The 13,871-nt window shown below is 51.7% G+C and carries 16 protein-coding genes and 2 pseudogenes; 3 read left to right on the top strand and 15 right to left on the bottom strand.

The features are described 5' to 3' along the window. Positions 1–43: 43 nt before the first annotated feature. Genes OMP38_RS25780 through OMP38_RS25770 form a run of 3 tightly spaced genes read right to left on the bottom strand, consistent with a single transcriptional unit; the run spans position 44 to position 747 of the window. On the bottom strand, positions 44–268 hold the full coding sequence (locus OMP38_RS25780; protein ID WP_277567666.1) for a COG4705 family protein: 225 nt from the start codon (positions 266–268) through the stop codon (positions 44–46). Next, positions 189–455 (bottom strand): hypothetical protein, encoded by a 267-nt coding sequence (locus tag OMP38_RS25775; RefSeq protein WP_277567665.1) that lies wholly within the window; start codon positions 453–455, stop codon positions 189–191. The genes OMP38_RS25780 and OMP38_RS25775 overlap by 80 nt, the downstream gene beginning before the upstream one ends. Further along, positions 346–747, bottom strand: a complete 402-nt coding sequence (locus tag OMP38_RS25770; RefSeq protein WP_277567572.1) for a COG4705 family protein — start codon at positions 745–747, stop codon at positions 346–348. Before OMP38_RS25770 ends, OMP38_RS25775 begins: the two co-directional genes overlap by 110 nt. A gap of 497 nt (positions 748–1,244) precedes the next feature. Between OMP38_RS25770 and OMP38_RS25765 the strand changes: the two genes are divergently transcribed. After that, positions 1,245–1,976, top strand: a complete 732-nt coding sequence (locus OMP38_RS25765) for a methyltransferase domain-containing protein (protein ID WP_277567571.1) — start codon at positions 1,245–1,247, stop codon at positions 1,974–1,976. A 90-nt stretch (positions 1,977–2,066) separates the two neighbouring features. Here the strand turns inward: OMP38_RS25765 and OMP38_RS25760 are convergent, their stop codons facing one another. Together OMP38_RS25760 and OMP38_RS25755 are read right to left on the bottom strand one after the other, a co-directional pair. Next, positions 2,067–2,480, bottom strand: a complete 414-nt coding sequence (locus OMP38_RS25760) for a GT-D fold domain-containing glycosyltransferase (RefSeq protein WP_277567570.1) — start codon at positions 2,478–2,480, stop codon at positions 2,067–2,069. Between the two features lie 7 nt (positions 2,481–2,487). Then, complete coding sequence (locus tag OMP38_RS25755; protein ID WP_277567569.1) at positions 2,488–2,835, bottom strand: GT-D fold domain-containing glycosyltransferase; 348 nt, start codon at positions 2,833–2,835, stop codon at positions 2,488–2,490. A gap of 182 nt (positions 2,836–3,017) precedes the next feature. Here OMP38_RS25755 and galE point away from each other — a divergent pair, with 182 nt between their 5' ends. Further along, positions 3,018–4,031 (top strand): UDP-glucose 4-epimerase GalE, encoded by a 1,014-nt coding sequence (gene galE, locus OMP38_RS25750; protein ID WP_277567568.1) that lies wholly within the window; start codon positions 3,018–3,020, stop codon positions 4,029–4,031. Between the two features lie 151 nt (positions 4,032–4,182). On the opposite strand, the gene OMP38_RS25745 is transcribed toward galE, so the two are convergent. The 6 genes and pseudogenes from OMP38_RS25745 to OMP38_RS25725 all read right to left on the bottom strand — a co-directional run bounded on the left by OMP38_RS25745 (position 4,183) and on the right by OMP38_RS25725 (position 9,189). Next, complete coding sequence (locus OMP38_RS25745) at positions 4,183–4,968, bottom strand: glycosyltransferase family 2 protein (protein WP_277567567.1); 786 nt, start codon at positions 4,966–4,968, stop codon at positions 4,183–4,185. Beyond that, positions 4,965–5,699: a GT-D fold domain-containing protein gene (locus OMP38_RS25740; RefSeq protein ID WP_277567566.1), complete on the bottom strand. Its 735-nt coding sequence runs from the start codon at positions 5,697–5,699 to the stop codon at positions 4,965–4,967. The genes OMP38_RS25745 and OMP38_RS25740 overlap by 4 nt, the downstream gene beginning before the upstream one ends. Before the next feature lie 13 nt (positions 5,700–5,712). Continuing rightward, positions 5,713–6,882, bottom strand: coding sequence for a glycosyltransferase family 2 protein (locus OMP38_RS25735; RefSeq protein WP_277567565.1), 1,170 nt, complete (start codon positions 6,880–6,882; stop codon positions 5,713–5,715). A 32-nt stretch (positions 6,883–6,914) separates the two neighbouring features. Further along, the gene (locus tag OMP38_RS35125; protein WP_338130637.1) at positions 6,915–7,352 is read right to left on the bottom strand and encodes an NAD-dependent epimerase/dehydratase family protein; all 438 of its coding nucleotides are present in this window, start codon (positions 7,350–7,352) and stop codon (positions 6,915–6,917) included. Positions 7,353–7,368: 16 nt separating this feature from the next. Further along, positions 7,369–7,882 (bottom strand): annotated as a pseudogene (locus tag OMP38_RS35120) (NAD-dependent epimerase/dehydratase family protein); the annotation flags it as partial. A gap of 29 nt (positions 7,883–7,911) precedes the next feature. Further along, entirely contained in the window at positions 7,912–9,189 is a 1,278-nt protein-coding gene (locus tag OMP38_RS25725) for a nucleotide sugar dehydrogenase (protein ID WP_277567564.1), read from the bottom strand. Between the two features lie 199 nt (positions 9,190–9,388). Here OMP38_RS25725 and OMP38_RS25720 point away from each other — a divergent pair, with 199 nt between their 5' ends. After that, complete coding sequence (locus OMP38_RS25720) at positions 9,389–10,612, top strand: glycosyltransferase family 4 protein (RefSeq protein ID WP_277567563.1); 1,224 nt, start codon at positions 9,389–9,391, stop codon at positions 10,610–10,612. A 447-nt stretch (positions 10,613–11,059) separates the two neighbouring features. Here the strand turns inward: OMP38_RS25720 and OMP38_RS25715 are convergent, their stop codons facing one another. The 4 genes and pseudogenes from OMP38_RS25715 to OMP38_RS25705 all read right to left on the bottom strand — a co-directional run bounded on the left by OMP38_RS25715 (position 11,060) and on the right by OMP38_RS25705 (position 13,808). Further along, complete coding sequence (locus tag OMP38_RS25715) at positions 11,060–12,595, bottom strand: glycosyltransferase (RefSeq protein WP_277567562.1); 1,536 nt, start codon at positions 12,593–12,595, stop codon at positions 11,060–11,062. Continuing rightward, positions 12,592–12,948, bottom strand: coding sequence for a glycosyltransferase (locus OMP38_RS25710; protein ID WP_277567561.1), 357 nt, complete (start codon positions 12,946–12,948; stop codon positions 12,592–12,594). The genes OMP38_RS25715 and OMP38_RS25710 overlap by 4 nt, the downstream gene beginning before the upstream one ends. 67 nt (positions 12,949–13,015) lie before the next feature. Continuing rightward, positions 13,016–13,186 (bottom strand): annotated as a pseudogene (locus tag OMP38_RS36225) (glycosyltransferase); the annotation flags it as partial. Then, positions 13,122–13,808, bottom strand: coding sequence for a glycosyltransferase family 4 protein (locus OMP38_RS25705; RefSeq protein ID WP_277567560.1), 687 nt, complete (start codon positions 13,806–13,808; stop codon positions 13,122–13,124). The gene OMP38_RS25705 and the pseudogene OMP38_RS36225, both read right to left, overlap by 65 nt. Positions 13,809–13,871 lie beyond the last annotated feature (63 nt).

Here is a 13,871-nt window from a genome sequence, read left to right as displayed (position 1 = left end):
ATGCGATTTGTCGCGGTTGGATCGAACCCCTCTTCGCGGGGCGTTAAGCCGCTGCCGTATCAGTCGAACGAATCAAACTCTTTGGCTTCGCATACTCAATCACGATACAGACGATCAGGACGGCCAATAAAATACCGGAGGCGATCTGCGTACCGTTTTGGAGTCCGAGTCCGCCTTTGTCATGAGGCTTAATTAAGAAATCCCCGAAAGTCGCTCCGAAAGGGCGAGTCAATATGAAGGCCAACCAGAACAAAACGACTCGATTCATCTTCGTAAACCAATAGGTTAACAGGATTAGTACGATGAGTCCGCCGGTCAGCATGGCGCCTTGCGCGATCGTCAGGCCTAAGCCTTCTTCCAAAAAAGCTTCCGCCGCCCGCCAGCTTGCCGACGCCTTCCTGTTTGTGCGATAAAAAGTCTCCTGCAGCCGTACCTAAAGTATTGGAAACGAGAATTGCAATCCAATATAGAACTTCGACGCGTCTGGTCGCGATTTTTTTTAACGTTCATGTTCGGCTCGATGAAGTACCAGACGATAAAAATGACGATCAGCAGGCTTACTAATAGTCCGGCGCCCTTCATATACCCCAATCCTAGTGAGCGGTCCATGTAGTCGGAGAAGGCCGTGCCCGCAAGACTTGTAGACAAAATAACGATCCAATAAACAGGGGGGACATATTTCTTGACAAACAATTGAATCGCCAAGAAAACGACGAATATTCCGATAAAGAACAGGAACGGCGTCAAATAATGATCTTCGGATCCCGGTACAGTAATTAAATCGCTCCCGGTCTCCCCCCAACGTTGTCGCGGCGATTTTCATGATCCAGAACAAAATCGCCAATTGAGGGATCTTATTAATCGAAGAGTTTACGATTTTCTTTGTCGTTTCCATCGGGATGGATTTCTCCTTTCAGTTTGAAAAAAATGAATCAGGTACCGAATATGGCAGTATCCCATCTCCTTTTTGATGGAAAGCGTCAATTGAGGATCTACAATGAAAATAACATGGAAAAATAAACAATCTATTAACTGACTCTTAACAGATCATGTTCTAAGCCCATGTTCTGTCATTTGGATACCCTCCATTGTTCCATCACTGGAAATCCTGCTGAATCGCCGCGTTGAAAACTAGGGCGTATTCCCGCTCTCTAAGCCCGGACAAGTCTTAACGGTTACGAATAAAATGACCTATCGACAGGTTATCGCATTTCAAGCGTGAATGTGAAAAAGGAGAGATTCGATTGGATCATCCGTTCTTCCAACAAGCGGTCAGGAAAAACTATTACCTAAAAAGCGGATACGTGTCCCGTGAACAGCCTCGGTATTGTTATGATACCTTGATGGAAGGCGTATGGCAGCCTCAGGTTTATGCACTGGCGCGCGAATTGGGAATGACATTAAGATGTAAATACGTGATCGATATAGGCTGCGGGACCGCATCGAAGTTAGTCAAGTTGTACCCTGATTTTCAAATCATCGGAATCGATTACGGCGAAAATCTGCAAGCTAGCCGGAGCATGTACCCCTTTGGAACGTGGCTTGAACATAATCTTGACAGCAGGCACAAGCTGAATTTTGAAAAGTCGATCCTCAAAGACGCTATTCTTGTTTGCGCGGACGTGATCGAACATTTGGTTCAACCGGTCCATTTTCTATGTAATCTGAAAGAGTGGATGGAACATGCTGCCGTATGTCTGTTGTCTACGCCGGAAAGAGACATTGAGCAAGGAGCCGATCATAGGGGACCGCCTCCAAATCCATCCCACGTACGAGAATGGAATCTGGATGAACTCGCAACGCTGTTCCGTTCCTTCGCCTTCGATATTAAATTCGCGGGACTGACCGTATCCGAAAACATTACCCATACCAAACGAACGTCGTTGCTCGTGCTGGGAAATAACGATCCTTATCATGCAAAATCGGCGCTGCTGGAATCCCGGGAAGTCAGGAAGAATATAATGCGTATCATCTAAATACAAGTGAGCTTCCCTTCCGGAGCGGGCGATTATTCCGTGTGCCGGAAGGGAAGGCGATTTGCAGCATTTTTTTCTTGAAAAAATTCGTTACATTTCCAGAAGAGTGGACATGCTTACTTGCGTAGATAGCCAATCTTCCCCCTCGATTTTTCCGGTAATCAACGTTTCCATGCCCTGTCCGATATCGAAGGCGACCTTTCCTAACGAACTTGCGATATAACTCGCAAGAATAACGGCGTTGATGCCCGCGGCGATCAAACACAAGTCAAAATCGATCGCGCTTATTTCCTGCTTCACGCGCGGGATGTCCTCATATTGATTGATTTTGACGGCGCCGGTAACTTCGAAGCCGAGTTGTTCGGCTAACGCGGATTCCAACGCATGCTTGACCTCGTCCGCATAACTGCAGACGACGATCACTTTACGATTCCTCAGCATGTCGTAGAATTTTCGCTGCTGGGACAACATGATCACCCGTCGGGTGTAGGCTTCGAATATCAAGGTCGGTTTATAACCATAGGCTTCGAATACTTGCCTGGTTAATTCCCCCGGAACGGGTAACCCTGATGGAGATCCCTACGATATCCGCCTTCCGTACAGCCTCCATGGCGGCATCGCGAGCTTCAATGTTAGGGAAACGAATCCCGCGATGCGTATGCCCCCTGGTGACCGTGGACCGATTCTCCACGTCGGCCTCCGGATGATTCATGAATAGCGCCTCGGAATAGACGGTATACTGGGCCAACACATGAGCTTCCGTCACCCCAACGGATATGACGGACAGCGGCAAGCGATGCGCTAACGCATGCAGGATTTTATCCATTAATTGTCCGGTATTCAATTCGATATATGTCAATCAAATCCCCTCTTTTCGACCAAGTCCGTCTCCTTTACCCTATGAAAAATGAACGGATGAGGAAACGGCAAATGCCATTCCCCAATTCTGGACGAATTCACCGATTCGGTTACGATGCGTAACCGTTCGATTCGACATGAATACAATGCGCTAAACGATGGATGTAAAGGAGCGTTCGGTTCATGTCCATTTTACTTACCGGAGGAGCGGGCTTTATCGGGAGCCATACGTGCCTGGAGCTGCTTCAAGAAGGTTACGACATCGTCGTGGCCGATAACTTATCGAACAGCAAGCCGGAAGCCTTGAAGCGCGTTCAGGAGTTATCAGGGAAAAGCCTTCGGTTCTATCAAGCGGATCTGTTGGACCGCGAAGCCATGGACCGTATTTTCACGGCGCATAAGATCGAGGCCGTCATTCATTTCGCCGGGTTGAAGTCCGTGGAACAATCGGTCAAACACCCGCTCGAGTATTACCGTACCAATATTACCGGGACGCTGATCCTATGCGAACTGATGCAAAAGCATAACGTTAAAAATATGGTTTTCAGCTCTTCCGCGACCATCTACGGGAATGCGAAGCGGGTTCCGATTCGGGAGAATGAGCCGCTTCAGGCGACCAACCCTTACGGCCGGACGAAGCTGATCGTTGAAGAGATTTTGCGGGATCTATCCGCTGCCGATCCGGAATGGAGCATCTCTTTATTACGCTATTTCAATCCCACCGGCGCCCATCCGAGCGGCCGGATCGGAGAAGACCCGACGGGTCTGAGAACCAATATCATGCCTTACCTAACGCAAGTTGCTGCGGGCCACATTGACATTCTGAACGTCTTCGGCGACGACTATCCGACGGCTGACGGCACCGGCGTCCGAGATTACATTCATGTGGTCGATCTCGCACGAGGCCATGTCAAGGCATTGCAGAAAGTTATACGCACCACAGGAGCAGACGCGTATAATCTGGGGACCGGAAGAGGATACAGCGTGCTCGAGCTTATCGATACGTTCGAGCGCATGTCGGGCAGGTCCGTGCCTTATCAAGTGGTGAACCGGCGCCCTGGCGACGTTGCCGTGAGCTATGCAGATCCGCAGAAAGCGTCGGCGGAACTTGACTGGCGCGCAGAAAAGACGCTGGAGGACATGTGCGCAGACGCATGGCGTTGGCAATCCGGGAACCCTCAAGGCTATTCGGATTAATGCTTCTTCCGCATCATGGCTATTGAAACGCTGGCGCCTGGCGCCGAGCGTTTTTTTCATTGCCGTGAAATGATCGATCCCTGCCGTCAAGCATTGTAAATAAGCAGGAAGCATCAAGCGCGGCGCTCCTGCTTATTCACGGCGAACGTATTTATTTGCGAATGACATCTACGATTTTAATCCATCCGTTTTGATCGACCGTAAAGACCGGATCGAACTCGTCGCCCCACCGTTTAAGCGCGTCGCGAATGTTCCATTCGGTAATTTGCCGGTAGATGTCGACCAAGTTCGTTTGGTTGCGCTCATGACGCCGATGGATGTACAGCGGCACGTCGATCCAATGGAAATGAGCGACCTCGATAAGACGCATAAGAACACGCTTATCCTCCATGTATCTGCCTTCGAACGGATCGTCCGTCGGCCAGCCGCCGATGGCCTTCAGCGTGGAGGTCCGGTAAAACCGAGGCCATTGCGACATGTTGGAGAGAAGAAAATCGTATTTATCCTGAAAGGAGCGATTCTTAGTCAAAATATTGAAATAAAAGTTCCCGTTCGCATCGAATGAAACCGAATTGATATTGCCGCTGATAAGCCCCACGTGCTCCGGCTGCTTCCGGGCTTCGGCCACCAGCACTTCAAGCGTATAAGGAAACAGCAAATCGTCCGCATCCAGCTGGATCACGTAAGGCGTCGTCGTTACCGCCAATCCGAGATTCATGCTTTTGGATTGGCCTAGATTTTGTCCATTGCGAATATAGGTAACGCGGTTGTCCGACAACAAAGGGCGGAGCTGCGAAATACTCGTATCCGTGGAGGCATCGTCGACGATAATGAGCTTCCAATTGGCGTAGGTTTGACTATATACGCTGTTTAGCGCTTCTTGGAGGAAGCTTCCGCTGTTATAGGTCGGGATCAGAACGGTTACTTCGGCATTCATCCCATGCCTCCCAGCTTTTTGACCAACGCTTCGAAATCGAACCGTTCGCCGTCCAGGATCAAATCGAGCGCATGGCCAAAGTCGATCGCGACTTTGCCCGTCGTGGCTGCCAGTCGAGGGGCGAGGATCGTAGCGGGAACGCCCGCGGATATAATCGCAATCTGCCAGTCATCGTTGCCGGCGATCTGCTCGTAAGCGGACTCCAGCTGCGCATATCCTTCCAGATCGACCGCGCCCGCGACATGCACGCCGTTCCTGCCGAATACCGGCGCCGCTTCCTCCGCTCTCCTGCCTACAAGCATGACCCGATACTGCTTCATCCAATTCCAGAAGTTCGGCAGCTCGGCGATTCGGTGCGTAATCCAAGCGGAACAAATCGTATGAAAGCCGAGGCCTAGCTTGACGAAAGTTTGTCTGGATTGCGCTGCGCCCGACATGTCCGCAAAGGTGGGCAGAACGCCTACCGTCGTCGCGGACAGGAACGCCTTGATCAGTTCGACGCGAACGTCCTGGTTTTCTAATCCGTTATAGTGGCGGTAATAGGTCATGTTCTGATACAAATCGGGAATTTCCCGCAGCTCGGCAATCTCCGCGTGGCCGAATCTCGCGAGCGAATAAGGCTTGCGCTGCTGGACAGCCGTATCGATGCATTCAATGACCTCATCGATCGTCAGCATATACTTTTCATAGGAGAAATCTTTCGTAAAATACCGATAATCGATATATTCCATATAACCCTCTCCCTTAATCTACGATATCAAACGGTATGTTCGGAAAGCTTTTGGCGAGATATGGTCTCAAATAATGCCCTTGCCGGGAACTTAGCAGGAAAACGCGTTCGATGCCGCGAGAGACGATCAGTTTTGAAATCATCCTCTCCATCATGTCGAGCTTAAGCTCGATTTTAGGCACATATAACGATAGGTGAAAAATATCGTCGGTCAGCCAGTCGAATTCCTCCATGTTCGAACCGGTTAAAAATTGAGTCGCGACCATCGTGACCGCATGGTGGTCCGCATGTAAGCCGTCAATGAAATTCAGGCTCGCCGGTTGGAGCTGCGCTCTGCGAATAAGAGGCATGATCAGCAGCCAACGCTTTCGGTTGTGGTGCATCGGTTTGATCGGGTAGCTGTGCCAAGGGCTGTTTTTCGCTAGCAGCGGCGTCAATTGCAGCACCGGCGAATCGTTCCACGTTTGTCTCAGCTTTTCTAAATTATTCAGGTGGTAAAGCGCCGGGTGACGGCCTTGGATTTGTTTGACCAGCTCGTCATGGTGCTCGATCGCTTGATGAATCATCGATCGGCCATGCCTTCGATAGTAAAAGAGCCTTTCGAAGATTTGAAAGCCATACCAACCCTTCTCGCCAAGCGAAATCCAAAAATCCCAATCCTCGTAGCCCATGACCACAAAACCGCTTTTGTACCCTCCGGCTTGAATAAAGGCCTCTTTCCGGAAAACCGACGTTCCGCAAACGTGATTATGGAACAGCTGGTTATAAAAGTTATATTGCGGCGAGTCGTTCGTCCACTTCTCGGTGCCGAAGGCTTGGACCCAACTGGAGACAAAACCGACTTGGGGATAAAATTCCATGATCCAGAACGCCTTCTCGATGAAGGTGGGATGAATCAAATCTTCTGCGTCGAGCGGTAAAATGTATTTTCCTTTCGCGGCTGCGATGCCGTTATTCCTGGCCGCAGCCACCCCTTTATTAGATTGCCTAATGATGCGCGTCTTCGGTTTATCCTTTAGCGACTTGATGACTTCGACGGTCGCCGAATCGTTCGAGCCATCGTCCACGACAATAATCTCAAAGTCCTGAAAGGTCGAATACAATACACTATCGATCGTCGCATTCAAGTACTTGCCGTAGTTGTAGCATGGAATAACGACACTAACCAGCGGACTACTTGTCATGCTTCAGCCGAGCCTCCCTTCGGACAGGCGGTTTACGTCTTATGCTTCCTGGACCAGGCGATCGTCCTGGCCAATCCTTCCTCCAAAGCGACCTGCGGGTCGAAGCCAAGGATACCGTTCGATCGCGTTAAGTCCGGAATTCGCGCTCTCATGTCCTCGTAGCCTTTGCCGTATGCTTTTTCATAGGGGACCAACTGAACGGAAGAGGTCGACCCGGTCATGGCGATGATCATGCGAGCGAGCGCCAGCACCTGAATCGGGCGATTCGAACCGATATTGAACGCAAGTCCGTTCGCTTCGGGCTTCAGCGCGCTGACGGTGCCTCTGATCATGTCGTCAATATAAGTAAAGCAGCGGGATTGCGTGCCGTCGCCATATACCTGGAGTTCTTCGCCCGCCAGCGCCGCTTGAATAAACCGGGGGAACGACCATGCCGTAACGCGAATTCGTCTGGCCGGGACCGTAGGCATTGAAATAACGAAGGACGGTAACCGGCAGCCCCGTCTCCGCATAGGCGAAGCAAAGATGTTCGTCGATGGATTTGGCCGTGGCATAACACCAGCGATGTATCGAAGGCGCGCCGTATACGCGATCCGAAGTTTCCGAGAATGGCAGCTCCGTATTTTTGCCATAGATTTCAGAAGTCGAGGCGAAGACGACCTTGATCCCCCCGTTCATAGGCAAGCTCAAGGACGTTCCTCGTTCCGTCCAGATTTCCTTCGATCACTTTTTTGGGCGATTCCACCGTGTTCTTCACGCCTAGAATGGCGGCAAGGTGAAACACGGCGTCGACTTGATCGATGCACAGCTTCAATACGTCCCGATCCAAGATCGAGCCTTTAATGAAGATATGATTTTTGTTGTGCTCCCAACCCGGCGGCAGCTCTCTCCTCCCAGCCGAGAGGTCATCCAACGTCCAGACCGTATGGCCCTGCTGCAGCAGCGCGCTTACCAGATGGGATCCGATGAACCCCGCTCCTCCGGTTACAAGCAGCTTCATGATGAACGATGCCCTCCTCCTGTCCGATATTAGAGCAGGACGATATTCTTTTTGTCCCGTACGCCTGCCGTGGCGTTCCGCGTGTCGAAGATCAGCTTGGCGTGCTTGGCGAGAACCTCGTACTGAATGGAAGAATGATCCGTAAGAATGAGCAGGCAGTCTTTCTGCTTGATCGTTCTCAGCGTTAACGGGCTTCGCTTCAGCGTCGTGCCCGCGACAGTAATCTCGTTAATATAGGGGTCGTAGAAGCTGACTTTCGCCCCTTGCGCCAGCAACGATTCAACCACCTTCAAGGCCATGGACTCCCTTAGATCGTTCACGTCCCGCTTGTACGTGACCCCGATGGCAAAAATATTCGATTCATCCAGCTTCAACGGGGATAAGCTCTTGGCCATTCGGCCTGCGATATACCCGGGCATCTCCACGTTAACGCGATGACTTAACGAGATAAAAGGCAATTCGATGTCATGCTGCTTGGCCTTCCAGAGGAGATACATCGGATCGACGGGGATGCAGTGTCCGCCGATTCCCGGACCGGGATAATATTTCATGAAGCCGTAGGGTTTCGTTCCGGCCGCTTCGATGACCTCCCAGAGGTTGATGCCCAGCGCTTCGCTTATTTTGAGCAGTTCGTTCATTAGCGAAATGTTTACGAATCGTTGGCAATTCTCGACCAGTTTCGTCATTTCCGCCGTTTTGGCGTTCGAGACGGTGACGACTTGATCGAATAGGGTCCCATAGATCCGTTCCGCGTATCGCGTGCAGGCTGCGGTAACCCCGCCGATCACTTTAGGGATTGATTGCAATGTCAGTTGGCTGCGTCCGGGATCGATCCGCTCCGGAGAATAAGCCAGGAATATATCTTCGCCTACCCGAAATCCCCGTTGTTCGATGATCGGCTTAAGCTCCCCATCCGTCGTGCCTGGATAGGTCGAACTCTCCAACACGATCAATTGGCCTAGCCGCAAAAACGGCAATGCCTGTCTCATGGCGCTAAAAACAAAACGCAGGTCGGGCTGGTAGTCCTCGTTCGTCGGCGTCGGGACGCAAAGAACGATGCAGTCGGCCTCGGAAATGGTGTCGTACGCGGTGCCGACATGAAACCGGTGACTTGCGAACATCGTTTTCAGGTCATTACGAGACATATCCGACAAGTAAGGCTGCATCGTCTGAAGCTTGCGGATTTTAGATTCATCTTTGTCGATTCCGAAGACGGTGTGACCCTTCTCGATAAATAGCCGTGCTAGCGGGAGCCCGACATATCCGAGTCCGATGACGGCGACTTTGTAGGATTCATTCAGCTTCATCCCTTGACCTCCCCCCCTTAAATCTCCTAACACATCGTACTCACCTCGCAAGAACAAAGCGCTGGTTAGCAGCCTGACTTTAGGGAAAATAGGATATTGTCCTCCGGCGCGCGGCTTCCAAATGAGGCATCTATCCCTTTCGAAACAGAGCATTTGAACATACACATAGAAAGACGATAGACCAGAAAGGAAAATCACGATGCGCATTTTGCTTGCGACCTATTGGGGGCTTCCTTCCGTAGGCGGATTGGAAAAGTATATGCATCAATTGAAACGCGGGTTGGAAGCGCTGGGGCATGAGGTCGATTTATTCGCGAAAGCGCCTGACGATTCGGGTTTTCATATGCCGAATAAGGGCTGGTATCTAAGCAAAAGCAGCCTGCTGCCGTTCATTTCAGCAAAAACGAATGCTTATTTTGCGAGACATCTCCCTGGCATAGATGCAACGATAAGGAATATGGAAATCGATCGATATGGCTATGAGGCTGCCGCCGCTTTTTTCGGTGCCGCGACCTATGACATCGTTCACGCGCAAGACGTAATCGCCGCTAGGGCATTCGCCCGCGTGGCGCATCCCCGCACGAAACGAATTGCTACCATTCACGGCTGTCTCTCCACCGAGAATCTCGCCCGGCTTCAAGCGGATGGTCTGCTGGACGGGAATTACGTGCGTACGCCTCTCTGGCAGTACTATTTATTCATTGAACACCTCGGCATAATGGGGAGCCAGGAGACGATCATGCCGACGGAATGGCTGAAGCAAATCATGATTAGGGATTTCTACGTTCCAGGCAACCGAATGACCGTTGTGCCGAACGCGATGGACATGGAGGAGTTCTTGGGCAAATTGAATGCGTCCGCCGATCTGTCCCGCCCGGAAGGAAAGCTGATTATTTTATGCTGCGCTCGATTTGACCCGGTAAAAGGACATGAGGTCTTATTAAAGGCGCTTGCCCGTTTAAAGAACGTCAGAAAAGATTGGGTTTGCTGGTTGGCCGGGGACGGACAGCTGGATGCTCATTTAAGGACAAAGACGGCAGAATACGGCCTTCAGAACGATGTCCTTTTCTTGGGTCATCGAGAAGACGTTCCTGCATTACTGAAAAAGGCCGACATTTTCGTGCTTCCGAGCCTCCAGGACAATTTTCCTTATTCCATCATGGAAGCCCATGCCGCAGGCAAGCCGGTCATCGTATCGAATGCGGGCGGCATTCCGGAAATGGTCAAAGACGGAGAAACCGGATTGATCTTCGCTTCCGGAGACGACGGGCAGTTATGCGACAAATTGGCCGACGTGCTGAGTAACGAAGCGCTTCGGACGCGGCTGGGAGAGCAGGCTCAGGCAAGCGGATTACGTCATTGGTCGCTTCATGCGATGACGGATCGGGTCGTCGCCGTATACGATCGCGCACTTAACCAATAGACGGAGGTATGGGATATGGCCAAACAAAAACGAAGAAGAGCAAACCCGCTCAAAGGGAAAAGGATCAGACGAATCGGTAAAAAGGTTTCCGTCAGGCGGAAAAATCGGGTTGTGCCGAGGCGAAAATCCCGCAGAACGTCAAGGAAGAGATCGAGAACGCCTCGAAATTCGCGAACGAAGTCTGTCGGCAAAAAACGAACGCGAAGAGTACGGCTGACGCCTGACCATCTTGTCTCCGGTAACCAGTATAACGGAATATTTCTTCATCCCGGGCAAACCGAACACTTGCAGGTAGACAGCGCGGTATGGGATCGCATCGTTGCAGGGCTGCCTCCTGGCTATAAGGCCCCCGATATTGACGTTATCAACCATATGAGACAATTCCATTAACGAAGTTCCGCCCCCCTTTGGCGACAAAGGGGGGGCTTTTCAAACGGCATATGCCTTTTATTTTTTCGTTTTTTGCCTTAGGCGATGCTGGGACTTTCGACGCCGTTTTTGTCTCGGTAATCCCTTTAAGGGTAATTTTTTTCTTTTTCGCGATTTGTAAGCTTTAGCCCTGCTTTTCGCGCTTTTTCTTTTCGCTCGGCGCTTGGATACCGAACGCGCGGATTCGTACTGAATGTCTTCGCCCGAAGGGTACGCGTATAACCGGGATTCCGGAACGACGAGCACGCGGCGTTGGCGAACGCCGTTCGACTGCGAGGCGACCCGCAGCTTCATCCCTCTTCGCAGCACGTATCTCACCTGCGTCCGATCTCCCATGTAGACTCGGTGCTGCTTTAAAGGCCGAAAGGCAGCCTTTCTGCGTTCGTTCGCCTCGAGATCGAGCATGCGCAACGTATTGTGAAAGGCTGCCAATCTGGATTTGTAGGCATCGATCCCGAACGCTTGGGTGACGCGTCGGATGTCGACGGCGTCGGATGGCTGCTCAAGTACGGATTTTACCTTGCCGTACAAGCCGTCGATGTCTCCCTTTTCTACGAGCCAATGCTCTTGGCCCGCTGCCGTCAAAATCTCGCTAAGCCCTCCGGAACGATAGGCGATTGTACGCGTGCCATGCAGCAGCGCCTCCAGCGCGACCATCCCGAATCCTTCGTCGACTAAGCTTGGGATCACGACCGCGCTTAGGCTCGGATAGAGGCTGCTTAAGTCAGACTGAAAGCCCGCAAATCGGAAACGATCGTGAAAGGCCGACTGCTCTACCATCGACTGGCATTGACGTTCGTATTCGTAATCGCCAACCGATCCGGCGACGCAAAGGAAGCACAGATCCTTGCGCACTTCGCATAACCTAAGTGCCATAGCTAGAAAGTGGTGCAGCCCCTTCGAACGTTGAATGCCCGCCGAAATATAGCCGATCAGAAAACGATGAGGAGGCATCCCTTCTGTCCATGCCCTATATTCATGCAGCTGCGGACTCGAAGCCCGACCCGGCTCGCTCTCCGGCGAAGCGGGCGGCAGCAGCAACAGTTTATCGTCGGGGACGATCGGTCTGAAGCAAGATCGCGAATGGTCGGATACATGTACGATGAGATCGGAATACCGATGGATCAATTGAACGGACTGCATCGTATATTCATTCCGATCAATGTTCTCCATCACCATCCAAACGACCGGAATGCCAAGCTCCTTGGCGGCGATCGCGGGGAGCGCGTTCACGCAGGTATTCACAATGACCGCATCGGGCCGATACTGTTGAAGCAGCAGGATGAGCCCGGCGTGCTTGTTTTCGGCCAGAATCGCAGCCTCTTCAAGGGCGATTCGTTCGTCTGGAACGTAGAGATTCCACATCAGCGGGATGGATTCGATCCGGGTCGGGATGCCTGCCCGGTCCGCGTTCGCCTTCAAGATGCCTTCTTGGGGAACGAACAACGTGCATTCCGCTGCCGAAGAAAGCTCCTGCGCGAAGAGAAATAAATATTTTTCGGCGCCGGTAATATAGCTTGCCCCGCTGAGATGGGAGAACAGCAAGATTTTCACACACGAACTCCCCCTCTATTCCGGGACAGCGCCGTTTCGTAAATACCTCGCATTCGCTCCATCATCAGATCTAACGACCAGTGTGCGTGGCCGAACGATTTGGCTTCTTCCGCTACATAATGGCGGAACGGCTCGTCGCTCATGTAGGTCCGCAAATGTTGGTATAGCTGTTCGTCATTGCCTTTCTCGAATACCAGACCCGTCACGCCGTGATTAACCATTTCAGGCATCCCGCCGGCATCGGACACGATGACCGCGTTCCCTGCGACTTGCGCCTCCATGACGGCATACGGATGATTGTCTTGCAGGCTGGGAAGTACAAAAATATGCGAATGGCCCAGCAGCGCGGGCACGTCTCCCCCTCAACCCCATAAACATCACGTTCTCCTCGATGCCGTGGACCTTCACCAACTCGCGAAGATTAAATTCCAATCCTCCGTTTCCGACCAGCAAGCATACCCAATCGTCCCGGTCTTGCTTTAACCGGGCCAGCGCGCGAATGAGGTACTTATGGCCTTTGATCGTATCAAGTCTCGCCGAACAGATAATCGCTTTTTTTATCGTGCGGGCACCGGAAAGTCGTTCCGGCATTCATCCGCTTCATAAAATCTCCAATATCGATGCCGTTTGGCACGACGGTTAGCTTCTCGAGCGGTACCGCAAAATCATTGCTCATAATATCTCTCATCCAGTTCGTGGGCAGCGTAGCGGCATCGGCAGGAATCAGGCCGCTTTGCTCGCGAAAGCCGGCATACTGCCAAAGCCTTTCTCTTCGAGCGGGGTCATCCAGCATCCGCTGTTCGCGGAGGGTAAGAAACCACTCGCCGGCCCAATAGCCATGGATGGTCGTGACCAGCGCGGTATCCGGCTTCTTGATGCGGGATAATGCCTTGGCCGAGATAATATCCTGCGCATGAATGAGATCATAGGAGCCGACGTCAAAGTAAGCCGCTCCTAATTCATAAGCGTACCGCTCGATTTCCAATTCTTGAATAAGGGGATCCAAATCGGGAATATGATCTTCAAAATAGCCCTTCGCATTCGCTTCGACGAGCGGGTGAATCGCGCTTCTGAGCACCGCTGCGCCCTTATTCAGAAGGGAATAACCACTTCCATCCGGAAGACGGCTCAATATATCGACCTTGTGCCCTCTTCGCTCAAGTCCGTTTTTTAGCTGCCGAACGTAGAGATCCACGCCCCCGATATGCGGCAACCCCCCAGTAAGTAGCCAGGAGTATTTTCATGGATTTCGTTCCCTCCTTCTATAAAAAAGGAT

It is taken from the genome of Cohnella ginsengisoli (genome assembly GCF_029525555.1).
Classification (GTDB): domain Bacteria; phylum Bacillota; class Bacilli; order Paenibacillales; family Paenibacillaceae; genus Cohnella; species Cohnella ginsengisoli.
The sequence above is the reverse complement of the archived record's forward strand: the minus strand, read 5'-3'. Positions and strand labels throughout refer to the sequence as shown.

Excerpts from the sequence above, each read along its gene's own strand:
- OMP38_RS25780 (WP_277567666.1), bottom strand. The coding sequence starts at position 268 with ATGAATCGAGTCGTTTTGTTCTGGTTGGCCTTCATATTGACTCGCCCT.
- galE (WP_277567568.1), top strand. The coding sequence starts at position 3,018 with ATGTCCATTTTACTTACCGGAGGAGCGGGCTTTATCGGGAGCCATACG.
- OMP38_RS25745 (WP_277567567.1), bottom strand. The coding sequence starts at position 4,968 with ATGAATGCCGAAGTAACCGTTCTGATCCCGACCTATAACAGCGGAAGC.
- OMP38_RS25740 (WP_277567566.1), bottom strand. The coding sequence starts at position 5,699 with ATGGAATATATCGATTATCGGTATTTTACGAAAGATTTCTCCTATGAA.
- OMP38_RS25735 (WP_277567565.1), bottom strand. The coding sequence starts at position 6,882 with ATGACAAGTAGTCCGCTGGTTAGTGTCGTTATTCCATGCTACAACTAC.
- OMP38_RS35125 (WP_338130637.1), bottom strand. The coding sequence starts at position 7,352 with ATGCCTACGGTCCCGGCCAGACGAATTCGCGTTACGGCATGGTCGTTC.
- OMP38_RS25725 (WP_277567564.1), bottom strand. The coding sequence starts at position 9,189 with ATGAAGCTGAATGAATCCTACAAAGTCGCCGTCATCGGACTCGGATAT.
- OMP38_RS25720 (WP_277567563.1), top strand. The coding sequence starts at position 9,389 with ATGCGCATTTTGCTTGCGACCTATTGGGGGCTTCCTTCCGTAGGCGGA.